General features: G+C 68.8%; 22 protein-coding genes. 8 read left to right on the top strand and 14 right to left on the bottom strand.

Annotated elements, in window-relative coordinates; all coding sequences use genetic code 11:
- Window positions 1-304: 304 nt before the first annotated feature.
- Genes AB8M46_RS36375 through AB8M46_RS36365 form a run of 3 tightly spaced genes read right to left on the bottom strand, consistent with a single transcriptional unit; the run spans window position 305 to window position 2285 of the window.
- Window positions 305-1381, bottom strand: coding sequence for an MAB_1171c family putative transporter (locus tag AB8M46_RS36375; RefSeq protein ID WP_394363111.1), 1077 nt, complete (start codon window positions 1379-1381; stop codon window positions 305-307).
- Entirely contained in the window at window positions 1378-1860 is a 483-nt protein-coding gene (locus AB8M46_RS36370) for an ImmA/IrrE family metallo-endopeptidase (RefSeq protein WP_073847821.1), read from the bottom strand. The genes AB8M46_RS36375 and AB8M46_RS36370 overlap by 4 nt, the downstream gene beginning before the upstream one ends.
- 2 nt (window positions 1861-1862) lie before the next feature.
- The gene (locus AB8M46_RS36365) at window positions 1863-2285 is read right to left on the bottom strand and encodes an XRE family transcriptional regulator (protein ID WP_394363110.1); all 423 of its coding nucleotides are present in this window, start codon (window positions 2283-2285) and stop codon (window positions 1863-1865) included.
- Between the two features lie 155 nt (window positions 2286-2440).
- On the opposite strand from AB8M46_RS36365, the gene AB8M46_RS36360 reads away from it, so the two are divergent.
- From AB8M46_RS36360 to AB8M46_RS36335, 6 genes are all read left to right on the top strand, one after another.
- Window positions 2441-2707 carry a hypothetical protein gene (locus AB8M46_RS36360; protein WP_125735597.1) on the top strand — a complete coding sequence of 89 codons (267 nt, stop codon included), beginning with the start codon at window positions 2441-2443 and terminating at the stop codon, window positions 2705-2707.
- 17 nt (window positions 2708-2724) lie between these two features.
- On the top strand, window positions 2725-3006 hold the full coding sequence (locus tag AB8M46_RS36355; protein ID WP_125735598.1) for a hypothetical protein: 282 nt from the start codon (window positions 2725-2727) through the stop codon (window positions 3004-3006).
- A 78-nt stretch (window positions 3007-3084) separates the two neighbouring features.
- Window positions 3085-3525 (top strand): hypothetical protein, encoded by a 441-nt coding sequence (locus AB8M46_RS36350; RefSeq protein ID WP_394363109.1) that lies wholly within the window; start codon window positions 3085-3087, stop codon window positions 3523-3525.
- 126 nt (window positions 3526-3651) lie between these two features.
- Window positions 3652-4203, top strand: a complete 552-nt coding sequence (locus AB8M46_RS36345; RefSeq protein WP_350593623.1) for a M23 family metallopeptidase — start codon at window positions 3652-3654, stop codon at window positions 4201-4203.
- Between the two features lie 279 nt (window positions 4204-4482).
- Window positions 4483-5223: a hypothetical protein gene (locus tag AB8M46_RS36340; RefSeq protein WP_394363108.1), complete on the top strand. Its 741-nt coding sequence runs from the start codon at window positions 4483-4485 to the stop codon at window positions 5221-5223.
- A 96-nt stretch (window positions 5224-5319) separates the two neighbouring features.
- Window positions 5320-6300: a glycosyltransferase gene (locus AB8M46_RS36335; RefSeq protein ID WP_394363107.1), complete on the top strand. Its 981-nt coding sequence runs from the start codon at window positions 5320-5322 to the stop codon at window positions 6298-6300.
- On the opposite strand, the gene AB8M46_RS36330 is transcribed toward AB8M46_RS36335, so the two are convergent.
- The 4 genes from AB8M46_RS36330 to AB8M46_RS36315 all read right to left on the bottom strand — a co-directional run bounded on the left by AB8M46_RS36330 (window position 6297) and on the right by AB8M46_RS36315 (window position 9307).
- Window positions 6297-6707, bottom strand: coding sequence for a hypothetical protein (locus AB8M46_RS36330; RefSeq protein WP_037346455.1), 411 nt, complete (start codon window positions 6705-6707; stop codon window positions 6297-6299). The genes AB8M46_RS36335 and AB8M46_RS36330 overlap by 4 nt on opposite strands.
- Before the next feature lie 78 nt (window positions 6708-6785).
- Window positions 6786-7997: a peptidoglycan-binding protein gene (locus tag AB8M46_RS36325; protein WP_350593626.1), complete on the bottom strand. Its 1212-nt coding sequence runs from the start codon at window positions 7995-7997 to the stop codon at window positions 6786-6788.
- A 34-nt stretch (window positions 7998-8031) separates the two neighbouring features.
- Window positions 8032-8346, bottom strand: a complete 315-nt coding sequence (locus AB8M46_RS36320; protein WP_037346453.1) for a hypothetical protein — start codon at window positions 8344-8346, stop codon at window positions 8032-8034.
- 313 nt (window positions 8347-8659) lie between these two features.
- Window positions 8660-9307, bottom strand: a complete 648-nt coding sequence (locus AB8M46_RS36315) for a DNA-binding response regulator (RefSeq protein WP_394363106.1) — start codon at window positions 9305-9307, stop codon at window positions 8660-8662.
- Window positions 9308-9395: 88 nt separating this feature from the next.
- Here AB8M46_RS36315 and AB8M46_RS36310 point away from each other — a divergent pair, with 88 nt between their 5' ends.
- Entirely contained in the window at window positions 9396-10280 is an 885-nt protein-coding gene (locus AB8M46_RS36310; protein WP_394363105.1) for an oxidoreductase, read from the top strand.
- Window positions 10281-10535: 255 nt separating this feature from the next.
- Here AB8M46_RS36310 and AB8M46_RS36305 read toward each other — a convergent pair whose 3' ends face one another.
- Window positions 10536-11102 (bottom strand): hypothetical protein, encoded by a 567-nt coding sequence (locus AB8M46_RS36305; RefSeq protein WP_394363104.1) that lies wholly within the window; start codon window positions 11100-11102, stop codon window positions 10536-10538.
- 29 nt (window positions 11103-11131) lie between these two features.
- Here AB8M46_RS36305 and AB8M46_RS36300 point away from each other — a divergent pair, with 29 nt between their 5' ends.
- Window positions 11132-11533 carry a helix-turn-helix domain-containing protein gene (locus AB8M46_RS36300; RefSeq protein WP_228694658.1) on the top strand — a complete coding sequence of 134 codons (402 nt, stop codon included), beginning with the start codon at window positions 11132-11134 and terminating at the stop codon, window positions 11531-11533.
- Window positions 11534-11606: 73 nt separating this feature from the next.
- Here AB8M46_RS36300 and AB8M46_RS36295 read toward each other — a convergent pair whose 3' ends face one another.
- The 6 genes from AB8M46_RS36295 to AB8M46_RS36270 form a co-directional block, all read right to left on the bottom strand.
- Window positions 11607-12683 (bottom strand): 3-deoxy-7-phosphoheptulonate synthase, encoded by a 1077-nt coding sequence (locus tag AB8M46_RS36295; protein WP_037346446.1) that lies wholly within the window; start codon window positions 12681-12683, stop codon window positions 11607-11609.
- 171 nt (window positions 12684-12854) lie between these two features.
- Complete coding sequence (gene dpgD, locus AB8M46_RS36290; protein ID WP_394363103.1) at window positions 12855-13646, bottom strand: enoyl-CoA-hydratase DpgD; 792 nt, start codon at window positions 13644-13646, stop codon at window positions 12855-12857.
- Window positions 13643-14857: a (3,5-dihydroxyphenyl)acetyl-CoA 1,2-dioxygenase DpgC gene (gene dpgC / locus AB8M46_RS36285; protein ID WP_378429042.1), complete on the bottom strand. Its 1215-nt coding sequence runs from the start codon at window positions 14855-14857 to the stop codon at window positions 13643-13645. The genes dpgD and dpgC overlap by 4 nt, the downstream gene beginning before the upstream one ends.
- Entirely contained in the window at window positions 14854-15516 is a 663-nt protein-coding gene (dpgB, locus tag AB8M46_RS36280; RefSeq protein ID WP_394363102.1) for an enoyl-CoA-hydratase DpgB, read from the bottom strand. Before dpgB ends, dpgC begins: the two co-directional genes overlap by 4 nt.
- Complete coding sequence (gene dpgA, locus AB8M46_RS36275) at window positions 15510-16610, bottom strand: 3,5-dihydroxyphenylacetyl-CoA synthase DpgA (RefSeq protein WP_125735802.1); 1101 nt, start codon at window positions 16608-16610, stop codon at window positions 15510-15512. The genes dpgB and dpgA overlap by 7 nt, the downstream gene beginning before the upstream one ends.
- Window positions 16611-16808: 198 nt before the next feature.
- Window positions 16809-18536, bottom strand: a complete 1728-nt coding sequence (locus AB8M46_RS36270) for an ArnT family glycosyltransferase (RefSeq protein ID WP_394363101.1) — start codon at window positions 18534-18536, stop codon at window positions 16809-16811.
- Window positions 18537-18614: the final 78 nt, after the last annotated feature.

Here is an 18614-nt window from a genome sequence, read left to right as displayed (position 1 = left end):
TACCGCCTCCAAACGCGCGATCCCCACCGACGCCGCCTGCGCCAACGCCACGGAATCCTTGTCATCCAAAGAATCCACCACGGAGTTCACCGCAGCCAACACCTCGGGATCGGTGAGACTTTCCACAAGCGCCACAGGCGCGGAATGAGTATCCACCCCACAAACCTACGACCCACCACCGACAATTCCCGACCCCACGAACGACAAAGGCATCGCCGATTTTCGGCAACACCGCACCTGCAAATAACGTGAAAGCAATTCCGAGGACTCGACTGTGAAGAAACCGGGCCGGCCGCACCGGAACTCAAGAAGCCTTGACCTCCGCCAGTGCGCGTTCGCGTACCTCCCGCACGACGCGGGACCGCGTGAACGCGGACGAAACCGCGCTCAGCCAGGCGCTTTCGTCCCGTGCGCTGGGATGCGGCCCCGCCGATCGGTTCGGCCAGCTCCGGCCGGCCTGCCGCATCACCAGTGCGGCGGCGAGTTCGGCGGCGGCGCGCGTGGGTTCGTCGACCGGGGTGTGCAGCCAGTCCCCGAGGTGCGGCGGGACGTGTGCCCGCAAGGCGAGCAGCCCGTCACGGATCTCGATCACCCTGCGGTACAGGGTGAATTCGAGGTCGTGCCGCACGGGCAGCGCGATCTGCGGGTGGGCGGCGACGAGTTCCTTCCACAACGGTGTCACCGCCCGGATCCTGAGCCACGCACGCGCCAGCCGGAGCGCGCCGTCCCAGGTGGTGAACAGTCCACCGAGGACCCACAACACCATCGCGCAGAGCCCGACCAGACGGGCCCGGGGCAGGAAGTCGAGGTCCGCGAGATCGGTGATCTCCAGCCACAGCGAGGGAAGCCCGGAGAACAGCGCCCAGCCGATGGTGACGACGGCGGCGCAGACCAGGATCCGCAGCCCGGTCCGGAACGCCCCTCGCGGACGGCCCGCGGCGCTGCGGACGAGCGTGCGGATGAACAGCACCAGGCACGTGACCGCGTAGGTCGTGAGGACCACCTGGTACGCCACGATGCTGAGGCGCCATTGGAACTCGGGTGTGCCCGCCTCGGACCGATGCGGTGCGAAGTCCAGGTAGCACACCACCATCAGGGTCCAGCACACCACGATCGGCCAGAACGGCGTCGGTTTCTCCGGCGACCGGGTGCTGCGGACCAGTTGCAGCAACGCGCGCATTGCGAGAAGTTGCAGCGCGTTGGTGACCAGCCGCGGGAGCAGTTCGTCGCCGAGCAGCCGGACCGTGTCCTCGGCCGAGACGGCGAGGGCCACCGCCATGCTGAGGAAGAACGTGGCCAGGTACCCCGGGCCGGCGCGGACCGTCATCAGCCGGGTGAGGCCGATCAGCGCCAGCAGCGCGGCGGACAGGTAGCTGATCATGAACCGAGGGCGTGGCGCAGCCGATCGTTTTCCGGCCCGGTGCGCGCGGCGCGGCGCATGAGCAGCGAAGCGACGAGCTCGGCTTCCTTCTCCTGTTCCCGCGCGTAGGTGGTGCGGCCGAGGACGCGGCGGACCAGGTCCACCGACAGGCTGGGCGCGACGATCTCCGCGATCGCCTCCGGCCGCACCTCGCCTTCGACGTGCCCGCAGAGCAGGTGACCGAGTTCGTGCAGCAGGATGTGCCGCTGGTGCAACGGGGACGTGTCCCGCGTGTAGAACACGTAGTCCGCCCGATCGGTGGCCGCGAGCACCCCGCACGGCGCCCCCGGCCGCGCTTCGAGCGGCACCAGTTCGATGGGCCGCCCCCGCATCGCCGCGACCTCGCCGAACAACGTGGTGACGTCGAACGGCTCCGGCAGCCGCACGCCGCCCGCGATGCGCTCACATCTGCGCCAGAGCGCACTCTTCCTGCCCAGCATGGCTACTCCCCCTGGTCACGCTTGGACTCGCGCCGCTTGATCGCCTCGACGATGTCGGTCACGGTGCCGAGCCCCTCCTCGGACAGCGTCACCGCGCGCAACGCCAGGTTGCGCACCGCGCCGTTGCGCAACGCTCCCAGCAATTCGACCTCCTCGGCAAGGGCCCTCCCCTGTTCGTCGTCGAAGAAGTACGCGGGCGGCACCTGGAAGAACGCCGCGAGCGCTTCGAGGTGCCGTTTGGTCGGGTTGTCCCGGCGACCGGTCCGCAGTTGCCACAGGTAGGCGGCGGAAAACGACTCGCCGGTGCTCTCCCGGCAGGCCCGCGCCACCTCCTCGTGGCTGTGCTGCTCGCCGTTGGGCCGCCGGACCACCTGGAAGAGGCGGTCGATCCGGTCGGTGAGCGTGGTCGCCCGTGGTTCGGTCATCTTCACCTCCGTTAGCTGAAATGAATGACATGCATTGCTTCGTTCATCTGGGTTGACATCCAGACGGCCGTCGCCCTACGGTTTCCACGTTAGCTGAGATGAATGACCAAGGGGAGTCGGTCGATCCTGGCTGACACCCGGAAGGGGGATCTCCCATGAAGAAGTTGCTGACCGCGGCCGCCCTGGTGGTGGGCGCGGTGACCATGTCGGCACAGCCGGCGTTCGCCGTGGAGACCGGGGACTTCTACGCGACCGGCATCGGCCCGGGACCGTCGGACGCCGTCGCGTCGGCGGAAAAGGTCGCGCGCTTGTACGCGCGCAACACGGGCTGGCTCGACTCGCAGTGTTACGTCCGCGGCTCCGACATCCGGTCGCACTTCGACTACTACAGCGCGCGCGTCTGGCTCTACTGCCAGCGCTGAAACCAGGAGGGGAAAACATGAACAGGACGATCGCCCGCGCCACGGGGGCCGCCGTGGTCCTCGCGGGACTCATGACACTGGCGCCGTCGACGGCGAGCGCCGAGGAGACCCGGGCGTTCCTCGGGACCACGGTGGAGAAGACGTCGGCCTCGGCCAAGCGGACGGCGTTGCAGCAGGCCTACGACCACGCTTCCGTCTACGGGTACACGCAGGATCAGTGCGTGATCATCCATCTGTACTCGGTGAAGATCAGCTTCGTGATGTACCGGGGTGAAGCCGGGATCCACTGCACGAAATAGACGGTCCGTAAAGGCCTCCTTGAGGGACTCTGGGTCCCTTAAGGAGGCCTTCACGGATGTTCAGGCTAGGTTGGCCGGGTGAGTCTTCTCGACGACGTTGCCGAACGCGACGGCTGGCGCTGCTGGGTGTGCGACGAACCGGTCGACCCGGACATGTCGGTGAACGACCCGCGGGGCCCGAGCGTCGACAGCCGGACCGCGGACCGCAAGGCCAAGATCGCGGAGCGGCTCGCGCACCGCGGCTGCAACACCCGCAAGGGCGCGGTCAAGGTGGTCATCGCCTGGCCGGACCGGCTGCACGTGGTCGAGCCCGCGCCGCTGATCACCGTCGCCGGGCGGCTGGAACGCAAGGGAGGCCGCGAATTGGTGGCCCGTTGCCCGACGAGACAGGACGCGCAAGAGGCGGCCGACTGGCTGGTGGACCGCTTCTCCCGGCTGGTGCCGGGATTGCCGGTGACCGCCGCCGTCGAGCCGGGCGGCGGCCAGTTCCTCGTCATTCTCGCCGCGGGTCGTCGCTGACCGGATAGCCCGATCCTCGCCCTCGCGCAAGCCCTGAACAAACCATTGTCGGAGCCGTGGCCTGCCTGTTTAGTCAGGGACGCCCGGCCGATGGCAGGGCGTCGAGCGCACGGAAGCGAGGGACACATGAGCGGAAAAGCGTTACCGCGCAAGCTGATCACGATGGCGGCCGCGGTACTGACGGCGGCAGGCCTCTCGATCGCCGGCTCCGCCACGGCTTCGGCCGCGGACTTCTACTACGAAATGCCGTACCCCGCGGGTGAGGCCTACACCATCTCGCAGGGACCGGAGGGCACCTTCTCCCACACCGGCCCCTACAACGAGTACGCCTGGGACATCGCACTCCCGGCAAACTACGAGGTGTCCGCCGCACAGGGCGGCCAAATCCTCGTCTCGGGCTGGTCGCCGTACGCGTCGAACGGCATCGAGGTGATCATCCGGCACTCCAACGGCACCTGCACGCAATACATCCACCTGAACCGGGCCATCTACGACGCGGGCGCCTGGGTCCCGCAGGGCCGGATCATCGGCTGGTCGGGCAAGACCGGGGCGGCCACCGACTATCACCTGCATTACCAGGTGATCAATTGTGCCAACCGTGTGAGCATCCGCTCCACCCTGCAGGGCTGGACCCCGCCGACCGGTTCGCGACCGGTCAGCGTCAACACCAGGGCCTGAGCCCGCGGATCCGGCAGGACACCCGTGGCGCCGCGGGTGCTCCCCCGTCAGCCCGTCGATTTCATGATGGTGTCGGTGTAGCCGAGATTCGGCAGCGTCTCCTCGCGGGAACTCCGTCAACGGCCAGTGCCGGCATCGAAATCCCACGCCTTTTCGTCACGACGGAAACTACCTCTCGCCGAAACTTCACCCGAAAGCGGGTACAGCGCTGCATTTCATCGGTATTTCATCCGCGCTCATTAATGTTCGGCGCGGCAATACGACAGTGGGGAGAAACCGATGAAAAGAACCGCAGCGCGTTTGCTCGCGACCGCCATCCTGTCCGTCGTCACCCTGGTCGGCGCGATCGCCGGCACGGGAACGGCGCAGGCGGCACCCGCCCGGCCGGACGGTCCGTGCGGGCCCGTCATGTTCGTCGTCCCGGGATATCAGGACGGCGGCGCACAAAAGCTTCTGGACCGGGGACTCGCGCCGGGCGGCGCCGACCCGGTGCGCATTCCGTATCCGAACAGCGCCGGGGACGTCAATCTGTACGCCGACGTCGACGCCGGTGTCGCCAATCTCCGGACCGCGCTCTACAACCTTTATGTCACCTACGGCTGCGACCTCGAAACGAAGGTGTACATCGTCGGATTCAGCCTCGGCGCGCTCGTCGCGGGCACGGTCCTGGAGACCGAGCCGCCCGGACGGAACATCCAGGGCGTGTTGTTCGCCGACGGGCGGCGGCAGCCCGTCGAGTCGAACTGGCCGGGTGACCCCGGCGGGCTGATCGGGCATCTTCCCGTTCCCGGTCCCGGTGGCGCCGGTTTCCGGCCGGTGGATTCCTTCCGCTACCCGACCTTGAGTCTCTGCAACGGCCCCAATGCGGCGGGCGGCGCGGATCTGATCTGTTTCGGCGGCACCAATCTGGACAGCTATTTCAGCTCGCACCCGTACTACAGCTTCGAAGTGGCCAACGAGCTGAACATCCACGGCGAAGGCCCGTACCCGAACAACCTGCGCAACCGCGTCATCCCGTAACCCGCTTCGCGCCCCTTCCCGGCGGGCCCGCCGGGAAGGGGTTGCATCCCCGCGCAGTTTCAGATGTTCTGAACATCTGGTGCTAACATCTCGACCATGCGTGTCCTCTTCGCCAGCCTCGCGTCGGTCGGCCACACCTATCCGCTGATCCCGCTCGCGATCGCCGCCAGGGACGCCGGGCACGAGGTGTTCTTCGCCGCCGGCGAGAACGTCCATCCGCCACTGCTCAGGAACGGCCTCCGACCGTTTCGGCCGGCGGACGCGTTCTACGAGATCTACGCCGAGGACCTCGAACCGGAACTGGCTCGGCTACAGCCCGACCTCGTCGTGCACGAGTGGGGACAACCGGGGGTGGCCGTCGCCGCGGAACGCGCCGGGATCCCGGGACTCTGGCACGGTTTCGGCCGCATGTTCCCCGACGGGATCGGGCTCCAGCCGCCGACGCGGCCCGACCGGCCGCATCTCGACATCTGCCCGCCGTCCTTGCAGGACAAGGACTTCCTCGCGACGGCCGAACGCGTCGAACTACGTCCCGTTCCGTTCTCCGAACCGGCGGCGCGGCTCGAAACGACCGCGCGACCGTTGATCTACCTGACCCTCGGCACCGCGTTCGGCACGCCGGAAGTGCTCACCACGGCCATCCGGGGGCTGGCCTCACTCGGCGCACACGTCGTCGTCGCCTCGGGACGGATCCGCCCGGAGGAACTCGGCGCCGTCCCGGACAACGTCACGGTGCGGGCCTGGATATCGCAACCGGACCTGATGCCGCACGTCGACGCGGTGGTGCACCACGGCGGCAGCGGCACGACGCTCGGCGCGCTCGCCGCCGGTGTCCCGCAACTGGTCCTCCCCCAGGGAGCCGACCACTTCGCCAACGCCGGAGCGCTGTGCGCCGCGGGGGCCGCACTGAGCCTTCAGCCCGGCGAGCTGAGCGCGGAAGCCGTCGCCGCGCACACACGGACCCTGCTGGGCCGGAACGCGTATCGCGACGCGGCCCGGGCGATCGCCGAGGAGATCGCCCGGATGCCCTCGCCCGACGAGGTCGCCCGCACCCTGCCGGAATGGACTCGGGCCTAGAAGCCGAACAGCTCCTGCGGGATTTCGTAGTCGTCCGGCCAGGTCAGCCACGCGACGTCGGTCGGGCCGATGGCGCAGTTGGCCACCCGCCAGGACCGCGGGTCGTCGTCGACGCCCGTTTCGCTCTTCTTCTTGAGCAGGGCGACGTAGACGTCGGACATGACGCCGTCGGCCCGGCGGTTCTCGTAGATCGTGCCGGCGTAGTACGGGCGGCCCGCTTCGGCGGGACGCATCGTGCCCTGCAGGAAAACCCAGGGGCCGAGCCGGTCGAGCTGTTCCACGGCCACCCGGACCTGATCGCCGAACTCCTCGTCGAGCCGGGCGGTGGCGGCCTGGAGCACCGCTTCCCGGACCGGGTCGCCGGGATTCAGCGCCACCGGAAACGGTCGTGCGGACGGGGTGTACATCAAGCTACCTCCCACTGGCGGGCGGGGACGCGAGCGATCGCGTCCGCCTGCCCGGTGCTGCTACGGCGTTCTGTCGGATCAGGTCGGCGGGGTGAGGATCTTCACGAGGCCGCCACCGCCGCCCATGCTGATCTTCTGCGAACCGTCGGGGTTGATGTTGTTCGAGCCGATGAACTGACCATCGCCCGCGTACAGCACGACGTGCCCGCCGTTGTTCGAGATCACCACGTCGCCGGGCTTCGCTTCGGAAAGCGGCACCGACCGCCAGCCGTCCGCTTCGAGGTTGGCCGTCAGACCCGCGACCGAGGCACTGGCCTGCCCCTTGTCGATCAGGCCCGCCGCCTCGAGACAGCCGGAGACGAAGTTCGCGCAGTTGACGTTGTTGGGCACCCACGACTGCATGGCGGGGAGCTCACCGCTGCCCTTGAGGTCGCCGGCGTTGCGGCCGAGGAACTTCTCCGCGATCTTCGCCGGGTTGTCACCGCGGGCGTCGATCGGCTTGGCAGGCCTGCCGTCGCCCGGAACCCCGGCGTGGCCCCCACCGCCACCGCCGCCTCCTCCGCCACCGCCGCCGTCTCCCCCGCCGTAGCTGGGGGTGGCGCTCAGGTGCTGATTGACCGGCTTGGCGTGGACGCTCGACGCCGTGGTCTGGCCGTCGTCGGCCGGGATCAGCTCGAGGAAGCCGCCTTCGATCTCCAGGCCGAGCGGCTTGAGAAGCTCGTCGATCTGCTTCTCGGCGTCGTCCAGCGCCTTTTCGATCTCGTCCTTCTTGCCGTTCGAGTCTTTTTCGTTGAGCTGCCGGAGCCGCTCGATGTCCGACGCGGCCGCGGCGATCTCGTTGTCGTCCTCGGAACTGTTCTTCCGGCGGCGGGCCGAGTCGATCAGCTTGCGGTTGTCCGCGTCCTTGTCGTTGGCTTCCTGGGCGAGTTGTGCGACCTTCTTCTTGACCTCGTCCATGATCTCGGACACCCGCTGGAGGATGTTCTTGGCCGCCTCGGCCTTGTCACTGACCTTGTAGCTGGCCTTGCCGAGCTTTTCGAGATGGTCGGCGACGGCGTCGGCGTCCTTGCCCTCCCAGTGGCGCAGCACGTCGTCACGGAAGGCCTTGAGGTCGTCGCCGAGGTCGTTGGCCCGGGTGGCGGCTCCGCCGACCTTCCTGGCCTGGTCGTTGACCGCGCCCGAGTTGAGCTTCTGCGTCTGCTGGGCGTGCTTGTCGATGGCGTCCAGCGACTTCGGGCGGTCGTGCGACGGGTCGTCGAGCGTGCTCGGATTCCGCTCCGCGGTGGTCATCGGTAAATCCCCCTGGTTCCCGTCTTCAGTCCGATCAGTCCCGCTCGCGTGCGTGGCCGCGGAGGGTGTCGACACCCGCGGCCTCGTCGTTGCGCATCCGCTGCGCGGCGTTGGCCAGCGCGTTCGACGCGGCGTCGACGAGCTTCGCGGCGGCCGCCAGTTCGGCGTTCACACCGCGGTGGAAACCCTTCATCGTGGTCCCCGTGCTGGCCGCGTTCTTCAGATCGCCGAACGCCGCTCCGGGATCACCGTCGCCCAGGTCCTTGCCCGTGCCGGTGTAGCCGTCCTTGAGCCCGCCGACCTTCTTGGCCAGCGCGGCGATCTGCTCTGGATCGAATCGGCGAGTCATGAATGATCCTTCCGGCCCGTACTTGCCTGACCCATGTTGCTCTACCGCGCACCCTATGAGTTCCCACCCACGCGTGCGCACCGTTTCCGTAAACGCGATGACGCCGTTCGTGTACACCGACGCATCCGGCCGCGCGTTGGTTCCCGGAAGATTTCCACGGCGTCCCCGGAGGGGAGATCTTACCCTCCCGGTGGGCACCGACAGCAGCCGAAGCTCACCCGGTCGGGGGCCTTTGGCCACCCGGGCCGTCCATGAACCGCTTGCTGCGTCTCGTCCGCGAGAGCGGCTGCGAACCGCTGCCGGGTTGGGCGGCCTAGACCAAGCCGAGCTCGCGCGCCCGGACTCCGGCCTGGAAGCGGGACTCGGCTCCGAGGGCGGCCATCAGTTCGGCCACCCGGCGCCGGTAGGTCCGCACGCCGAGGCCGAGGGTCCGGGCGGCGGCTTCGTCCTTGACGCCGCTGCCGAGCAGGTCCAGCACCGCGGGCGCGAGCCGCCGGATCTCGGACACCTGCGCGTCGAAGACGGCGAGTTCGGTCGCCGATAGCCAGGCCGCCTCGAACAGCGACGTCACACCCTGCACGGTTTCGGGCTGGGTGATGACGCTGTAGCCGCGCTGCCCGGCGCTGAGGTCACCGGCGAGGATGACGAGCCTGCCGTCCAGGACGATCGTCTCGTTGAGGTCCTCGGTGGAGATCCGGACCTGGGCTCCGTGCCGGTCGCGGACCCTCGCGAGCTCCTGCGCGGCGCCCTCGTCGAGCAGCAGCCCGGCGCGGTAGATCTTGCGGATCCGGACCTGGCCCGCCCGGCGCTCGGCGAGCTCGCCGGCTCCGTGGGCGGCGACCCAGGTCGCGAGGTCGTTGGCGGCGCACGCCAGGTCGGTCACGGTCGAGAACAGGTGCCCGACGCGGCGGAACAGCTCCTCCTCGCCGCGCACGACCGTCACCGCATCACTCGTCCGCATGACACCGATACTGCCCCAGCCTCGCCAGTACGTGGCAGCTTGTTGCCATTTTCTGACTACGGACGGCCTCCTCACGACGCTGATGGTCATGACGAATCTTCACGACACCTGGCGGCTCGGCGACCTCACCGTCAACCGCCTCGGGCTCGGCGCGATGCGGCTGACCGGGATGCCCTGGGACGAGCGACCCAAGAGCCGCGAGGACGCGATCACCGTCCTGCGCCGCGCGATCGAACTCGGCGTCAACCACATCGACACGGCGTCGTTCTACTTCACGCCCACGCGCTCGGCGAACGAACTGATCGCGACCGCGCTCCAGCCGTATCCCGAAGACCTCGTGATCACCACGAAGGTCGGCGCGGGCCGCGACCGCGACGGCGAGTTCTCCTTCGCCCGCCCGGATCAGCTGCGCGGCCAGGTCGAGGAGAACATCCGGCAACTCGGCCTCGACCACCTCGACGTCGTCAATCTGCGCTGGGGCGCGGCGATGGGCAAGGAGCCCGGCTCGATGGCCGACCATTTCGGCGCGCTGGCGGAGCTGCGCGAGGCCGGCCTGATCCGCCATCTGGGTGTCTCCAACGTCGTGGCGGACCAGCTGACCGAGGCTTTGTCGATCGCTCCGGTGGTCTGCGTGCAGAACCGCTACGGCATGACCGACCGCGAGGACGACGCCCTGCTCGACCTGTGCGGGGAGCTCGGTATCGCTTTCGTGCCGTTCTTCGCCGTCACGACCTCTATTCCGGGAGCGGCGCCCGGCGCTGTTCGCGGCGAGGCCGAGGTCGCGAAGGTCGCCGCGGCGCATGACGCGACTTCGGCGCAGATCCGGCTCGCCTGGACGCTGCACCGCGGCGCGCACGTCCTCGCCATCCCGGGGACCGGCGATCCCGGGCATCTGGCGGAGAACGTCGCGGCGGGCGGACTGCGGTTGAGCGAAGAGGAGCTCGCTTTGCTGGACGGCGTGGGTCGAGGGTGACCTGTCCGGCCTCGCGTGGGTCGTGAGTGGCGTTCCCTGCCGCCGTGCGCGGATGGACGACACGCGTGATCAGCGGGACGACACACGTGTCCAGAAGGACGGCTCGCCGTGTCGTCCACCCAGTCACGCGTGTCGTCCATCGGCTCACGCGTGTCGTCCAATCAGTCACGTGAGTGCGGCCGTGGTGCGGGTGGTCGTGAGTGGCGTTTCGGGTTAGAACCCGAAACGCCACTCACGACCCACCGCACCGAAGCCTCACCAGCGGACCCGGCGGTCCACGGCGACCCAGTTCGTCTCCCAGGTCGCCCCGCCGTCGGCCGAGAACGCCTGCTCGAATCGCGCTTCGTCCGCGCCTTGCCGGAAGACGAGGAAACGCACCTTGATCGGACGACCGCCGAGCTGGTCGTCGCCGTGGAACTCGCCGACGCCGTCATGGAACCCGCCATAAACCGACGGGGTGAGCAGACCGTCGCGCATGTTGACGAAGGTCAGGCTCCACCGCTGCGCCTGCGGTTCGTACAGCCGCAGGTTGAGCGCGTCGATCCGCCCGTCCGGGCCCGAAACCTCGAATTCGAGGGCGTTCGCCCGCCGGTCCATGAGCGGGCGGACGGTGCTGGTGCCCGCGAACTGGAGCCACTGGTCCGCGGACTCCGAAAGCGGCTCGGCGAGCACCCGCACCGTCGAGCGCCAGGTGCCGATCTCCCAGTCGAACGCCCGCTGGGGATCGGTGCCCGAGGTCGACGCGTCGCCCGACGCCGCCGTCGCGACCAGCATCAGGGCCGCAAGGCCCACTGTCAGGATTCGTTTGTATGGCACGGTCATGGTCCGAACTATCCGAGCGGAGGACGACCATGGACAAGAAGGCACTTCCGGGTAACCTTCCCCGTCCCAACCCGCTGCCGGGCTGTCCGATGGCCGCGGCGTTCGCCGCGATCGGCGGGAAATGGAAACTGACGCTCCTGTACTGGCTCGCCCACGGCGAATCCCATTTCGCCGGCCTCCGCCGCCGGGGCGCCCCCATCACGCCCAAGGTGCTGGCCGAACAGCTCCGCGAACTCGAAGCCGACGGGCTCGTCGAGCGCGTGGTCACCGGGCCGGTCCCGGCGCGTGTCATCTACCGGCTCACTCCTTACGGTGCCACGGTTCTGCCGGTGGTCGAGGGAGTCAGGGTCTGGGGCGAAGCGCATCTCGAACGCACCCGTGGCGACGCCGCGCCGAACGCCGCGATGGGCTGCGCCGACGCGATCGGATAGCGATCTCGCGTGATTGAAGAGCGATCTCGCGTGATTGAACGGCGATCTCGCGTGATTGGGGGGCGATCACGGGTCAGCGCAGTCCGGAGCGGCGGGCGGCGGTGGCCGTGGCGAGGGTCTGCAGGACCTCTTGGGTGGTGGCGAGGTCGATGCAGGCGTCCGTGATGGACTGGCCGTAGGTGAGCGGCCGGTCGGGGTGGAGGTCCTGGCGGCCCGCCTGGAGGTTGGATTCGAGCATGACGCCGACGATGCCGCGCTGGCCGTTCTTGATCTGTTCGGCGATCTGGCCGGCGACGACGGGCTGCCGGAGGTGGTCCTTGCGGCTGTTGTCGTGGCTCGCGTCGATCACGACCCGGCGGGGCAGGCCCGCGTTCTGCAGCGTGGTGAGCGCCGCGCGGACGGACGCCGGGTTGTGGTTCGGCGCGCTGTTGCCGCCGCGCAGCACGAGGTGACAGTCCGGATTGCCGACGGTGTGCAGGATCGCGGGCAGGCCGCTGGGGTCGACACCGGGAACGACGTGCCGGGCCTCGGCGGCGCGGATGGCGTCGACCGCGACGCCGACATCGCCGTCGCGGCGGTTCTTGAACCCGACCGGCATGGACAGGCCGCTCGCCAGCATGCGGTGGTTCTGGCTTTCCACGGTGCGCGCGCCGATCGCGCCCCACGAGACGGTGTCGGCGAGGTACGCCGGGATCGTGGTGTCCAGCCATTCGCAAGCGGCGGGCAGACCGCCCTCGGCGAGTTCGAGGAGCAGGTCCCTGGCGACGCGCAGCCCGCGGTTGACGTCGCCGGTGCCGTCGAGGTGCGGATCGTTGATGAGCCCCTTCCAGCCGCCGACCGTGCGGGGCTTTTCGAAGTACACGCGCATGACGACCAGGAGTTCGTCGACGAACCGGCCGGCGAGCGCGGCGAGCCGGTCGGCGTATTCGAGTGCCGCGGCGGGATCGTGGATGGAACAGGGCCCGGCGATCACGAGCAGCCTGTCGTCCGTGCCGTCGAGCACGCGGAGGACGTTTTCCCTGCCGTGGCGCACCGTGTCGGCCGCGGTCGCGCTGAGCGGCAGTTCGTGGTGCAGCAAGGCGGGTGTGACCAGCGGAACCATCCGGTCGATACGCTGGTTGTCGAGTTCGACCGTGGCGAGGGTTGTCATCACAGATATCCAGGGTTTCTGCCGGTACCGGGCGCGGGAAAGCCGGGGTTTCCCGGCCCGGACGGCGGTCTCGGGTGAACTAAGAAGCAGGCCCGGCATTTACTCGAGCGAGAATTCTCTTACCCCGAATGTTCCATCATCCGCCACACGGAACAATGGTCCAACCCGAATTCAGCGACCGGTCCAGATCGGATCCCGTTTCTCGGCGAAGGCACGGGCGCCTTCGCTCGCGTCCGCGCTCGTCCGTCGCCGTTCTTCCCACGGATACGAGGTTTTGAACGCTTCTTCGAGCGGGAGGTCGAGCGATCGCAGCGCGGCCTCTTTGATCGCCCGTACCGAAAGCGGAGCGGCGCGCACCAGGTCGTCCGTCCATTCGGCGACGCACCGATCCAATTCCGGGAACGGGACGACCTCGTTGACCAGCCCGTGGCGCAACGCCGTCGCCGCGTCCATTCGGCGGCCGGTCAGCAGATATCCCATCGCCACCTTCTGCGGAAGCTGGCGCGGCAACCGGAACACCCCGCCCGCCCCGGCGATCAGGCCGAGCCGGACCTCCGGCAAGCCGAAGACCGCTTCTTCGGAAGCGACGACGATGTCGCACGCCAGCACCAGTTCGAAACCGCCGCCGAGCGCGTAGCCGTGCACACGCGCGACCACCGGTTTGGACAGCGTGAACCGGTCGGTCAGCCGGGGATGCCCCGGCTGACCGCTGCTGCCGAACGTCGACGCTTCAACGCCTTCGTCGGTCAGCCGCGCGCGTTCCTTGAGATCCTGCCCGACGGAGAACGCCCGATCCCCCGCCCCGGTGAGGACCACGGCCCGGACGTCGTCGTCGGCTTCGACGTCGTCCCAGATCCCGGCGAGTTCCGCGTGCATCCGCCGGTTCATCGCGTTCAGCGCCTCGGGCCGGTCCATCGTGACGTAGGCGACGTGGTCCTTCTTCTCGTACCGGACGCCGTTCATCGCGAGCCCACCGCGAAGCCGTCCACCTTGCCGATCACGTCCGCGCCGTAGATGCGCAAAGCCTGCTGCAGCGCGAATTCGGCGATATACCGGCGGAATTCCTCCGGTGGTTCCTCGGAAAGGTTCACCATGCGCCGGTTGGCGGCGACGGCTTCCCCGTCGAGCCGGGCGAGCGCGCCGTCGATGGCCGCGTCCATCTCCTCCGGCGGCACGACCTCGTCGACGATCGAGCGGGCGTCCGGCTCGTCCGCCCGGAGCTTGCGGCCGCCGAGGATCACCTGCCGGGCCACCCGCGGCCCGGCGATCCGGGAAAGCCGGAAGTTGGACACCCCGGGGATGATCCCCTCCTTGGCCGCGGGCAGGCTGAGGTACGCGTCGGACGCCGCCAGCACGTGGTCGAAGACCAGCAGCAGCTGGGTCCCACCGCCGATGGCGAAGGAATCGACGGCCGCCATCCAGGGTTTGTCGGTGAACCGGGAATGCCAGGAATCGTCCGTCAGCAGACCGCGGAAGATCTTCTGGATGTACCCCGTTTCCCGCCGCAGCAGGAAATCCACCAGCGGGATGTCACCGGAGCTGAGCTTCTTGAGGTTGATCCCCGCGCAGAACACCCGGCGCCCGAGATAGCGGGGATGGCTCATCACCCCGCCCCGCAGCAGCCCCACCCGGACCGACGGGTCGAGCAGCACCAGGTCGACCGCGGTCTCCATGTCGTCGACCTGCTGGGCGTCCTCGGCGTTCAGGCAGTCGTCCCGGCACAGGGTCAGGTGCGCGACGCCGTCCCGCCGCTCCAGCCGGACGGCCTCCATCCGCACGACCCCGGTTTCGAGGAACTCCGGAAGCAGCCGCCGGGCCCTGGCGGTGGGCCGGAGCATGGCGTCGAGCAGATGCGGGCCCGCCTTCGGCGCGCGCAGGATCCCGCGCAGGAAGATGCCCTGGTCGATCTCGCGCCCTTCCTTCTCCGCCTGCGGCCGCGCCCGCTCGGCCGCCATCTGCTCCTCCGACGGCACCAGGCCGGGGAAGGCGAGCGCGGCGGCGCGGACGAGTTCGTCGAGCCGCAGGTACCGCGTCCGGCCGCCGGTGAGTTCGGCGTAGAGCTCCTCGGCGTGCGCCTCGACGAAGGCCGCGCGCAGCGTCCGGACCTCGTCGTCGACCCGGTGGGCCTCCCCCGCCAGGGCCCGGAGATCGAGCCCTGGCGAAAGAGCCGTCACGACTTGGCTTCCCGCCGCAGGGCCCGGTCCGCCGCGGCCAGGTGGGAGCCGAGCGCCTCTTCGAAGGTGGTCGAGCCCGCTTCGAAGATCAGCTGCCGCCGGATCGCCGTCTCGGCGCCGTCCACGACGACGTCCAATTCGGCCAGCGTCTTCGCCGGATCGTCGGACACCTCGTCGATCAGGTCGAGGGCGAGCGCGCGCTCCGTGTCGAGCGGGGTTCCGAGCAGCACGGCCCGGCGGATGCCCGCCGCCCCGGCCTGTTTGGTGAGCCGGTACACGGTCATCCCCGGCCAAGTGCCTCCGCCCGCCGACGCGAGCCGCAGCGTGGTGCCCGGTTCGGCGATCCGGATGTCAGCGGCGAGGAGGAGGTCCAACGCCGTTCCGGCGCATTCGCCCGACGCCACCGCGGCCGTGAGCCTGCCGAGGCGTTCGAACCGCCGCACGACCCGCTCCCATTTGGACACGAGCCCGACCGCCAGCCCCTTCGCCCAGTCGGCGGGCGGGGCGCCCGTGACGTGAATGGTCACCGGTCCCGGTTCACGCTGGTCCTCGGCCCGATCGCAGAACGCGCCGATCTCCTCGACGACCGCGGCCGACAGCGGACGGGATCCGTCGAAGTGCAGCACCAGTTCGCCCTCGATTTCGTTACGCGTCACCATTGAATTAGCGCCATTTCGATTGTGGAGCCAGGCCCCATGGTCATGAGCACGCCGTAGTCCCCCGGGCGGGCGACGTCTTCGTCGGCGAGCCGCTCGTAGGAGAAGAGGAAGGAGCCGCTGGAGAGGTTCCCGTAGTCGCGGAGCACACCGGTGGTGTGGCGCACGTCGTACCGGCTCAGGCCGAGGTTGACGACGACGGCGTCGATCACCTTCTTCCCGCCCGAATGCACCAGCCAGTGGCCGATGTCGCTGCGGCGCAGGCCCGTCCCGGACAAGAGCCGGTCGATGACGATTTCGGCGTGCGCGCCGACCACGTAAGGGATCTGCGGGTCGAGGAAGAAACTGAACCGGTCCTGGTCACGGTCCCAGTCGTAGCGCATCGCGTCGACCGCGTCGGTGATGATGTAGCTGGCGAATTTGAGGACGCGCGGACCCGGCACGCGCCCGTCACCGGAAACGAGCGCGAGCGCCGCGGATCCGTCGCCGAAAAGACTGTTGACCACCGCGGTCCGCATCGTGCCGTCCAGCGCGTAGGCGGCGGAACACGCCTCGCTGCACAGGACGACGCCGAGTTCGCCGGGATGCGCCGCGGACCAGCCCGCGACCACGTTGAGCGCGTTGAGACCGGCGTTGCAGCCCATGCCCACGATGTCCGAGCGGCTGCAATGCGGGTCGATGCCCATTTCCCGGATGATCAGCGCGCTCAAACCGGGCGTCAGGAAACCGGTCGAGGTGACACAGCACAGGTGACGCAGATCCGAAAGCGTCGCGCCCGCCGACTTCAGGCAGGCTTCCAAGGCGCGGCAACCCATGTCGACGGCGATCCGCTTGTGCTTGTCGAGGAGGTCGCCCTGCGGTTCGGCCGCGCGGGCGCCGCCGGGACCCTCCGGCGGCAGGGTGAGGAAACGCCGGTCGATGGCGCTGTTCAGGAAGACCGAGCGGATCTTCGGATCCTCGATGTCGAGGATCTCCAGGAGTTCGGTCTGCGAGTACGACGACTCGGACACCGCGGTGCCCACGCCGGCGAATCGGGTGATCTCGGTGAGTCCGGTGAGGACGGAAAGGTCCTCGGCCGGTTCGACGATGGCCGTCATCGGTACATCCACCCCCATGTTCTGAGCTTGCTACGGAGCAGCTGCTTGACCTGCGCAGCGGGCATTGGTCTCACCTTTCGCGGATCGCAGTGGACATTTCCGAAATTAGGCTTCGGTGAACTCGATGGTCAACGCGTCCAAGCCCGGTACGGCAAGGGAAATGAGGCGATCAACCGTCTCAAGTGGACTAAGCGCACGTTACGGGCGGCGGTAGATCGTCATGGAATGGCCCACTCGCTCGACCGGCGTACTGCCGGCGATCAGCGAGCCGAGGTCGCTGCCGTGGCCGTTCCCGGGCGCCCCTCCCCCGCCCATGGGATCGGCGAACGCGCCGAGGACCGCGGAATCCGACACGGCGAGCACACCGTGCACCTGATCCTCGGGCACCGTGAGCGGATCGGCGGCATCGATGCCGTAGTAGGACGGCAGACCGCTTCCCTGATAGACGAGCCAGGTCCGCTCGCCCGCGTAGTCCTGTTTCAACCGATCCGCCAGGCGGCCCAGATCCTGCCCCCAGTCGACGTTCGAGTCCAGCAGGTACTTGTGCGTGTTCTCCGGGCCGCCGAACGCCTCGTTGGAGTACGGGAGGTAGTACGGGAACGTCATTAGCGAGCTGACCGCGGCGAAGGCCACCACGGCCACCGCCGCCACCTTCACCCACCGCCGTCGCACGACGAGCACCGCGGCCGCGGCGACGGCCAGGAACATCGGCGCGAAGGCGAGGTACCGCACGCCGTTGTCGCGGACGATGACCATGGCCGTGGCCATCAGCAGGGCGGTCGGGACGAGCACGTACGGCGCCGCCGGGCGCAGGCGCCGGACCGACAGCAGCACGGCGGCGCCCGCCAGCCAGATCGCCAGCGCCCCCAACGGTGTCTTCACCAGCAGCGCGGCGGGCCCGTAGTACCAGAGCGAACCCGTGTAGTGCCTGCCGAACAGGAAGTTGTGCCACACATGGTCTTCGAGTTCGAACTGGAAGCGCATCCCGTCCCGCAACGGCTGCGGGAACGGCAGCCACTCGACGAGCGTGCGCATCCCGTGCAGGGGCTGCATACCCGACGGCGTCTCCCAGCGCAGGCCCGGATCCACGACGAGATACGACGCCCACACCACGACGATCGCGATCAGCGCCATCCCGGCTCCCGCCAGCACACCGCGTCCGATCAGCAGGGCCGGGCTCTTCAGGTCGAGTCCGCGGGCGCGGCGGGCGTGCCATACCGACAGCACGGCCAGCGGGATCAGGACCGGGACCACCACCAGGGAAAGCACCTTCGTGGCCGTGGCCGCGCCGAGGGCCAGTCCGGCGAGCGGGAGGTAGAGCCCGGGGCGGCGCCGGGCACGCCACACCAGCCAGACCGACGTCAGCAGGAACCCGGCCACCGGCACGTCGAGTGTGGCCAGCGATCCGTGCGCGATGACGTCGGGCGAGAAGGTGAACAGGGTGAGCGCCAGCACCCCGCCCGCGCGACCGGCGAGATCGGAAGCGAACGCGAAGACGACCAGCCCGAACAACAACGTCAGCAGGATCACCGGGAGCCGGGCGGCCAGCATCAGCCGGTCCGGGTCGTTGCCCGCTTCGTAGACCACGTGCTTGCCGAGTTCCCACTCGTGGCCGGAGAAGCCGGGGGCGATCTTCGGATCGGTGAAGGCCACCCCGGCCGCGATGATCAGCTTGCCCAGCGGCGGATGCTCGGGGTTGTACCGCAGGCTGTGCTCTTCGAGGTAGACCACCGCGGTGCCGACGTAGACCGGCTCGTCGATGGTCGGGGACTGTTCCACGGCGGTCGTGATCATCGCGATCGCCATCTGGGTGAGCAGGGCGATCACCACGCCCGCGTACAACCATCGCCGGTGCTTCCGCACCCAGCGGAGAAAAGCGTTGTCGTTCGAAGGGTCCACTGACGGCTGAAGGCCATCGGTCGTCAAGTTCGGCGTCCTTCCCCCGGCGGGCCGGTGCGTCCGGCTCGCCCTGGATATCGATTACTCGGCTATGCGGCCGCGCCG

The sequence above is a fragment of the Amycolatopsis sp. SB7-3 genome, from assembly GCF_041021335.1.
Taxonomy (GTDB): domain Bacteria; phylum Actinomycetota; class Actinomycetes; order Mycobacteriales; family Pseudonocardiaceae; genus Amycolatopsis; species Amycolatopsis japonica.
This window is presented reverse-complemented; position numbering and strand designations above follow the sequence as displayed.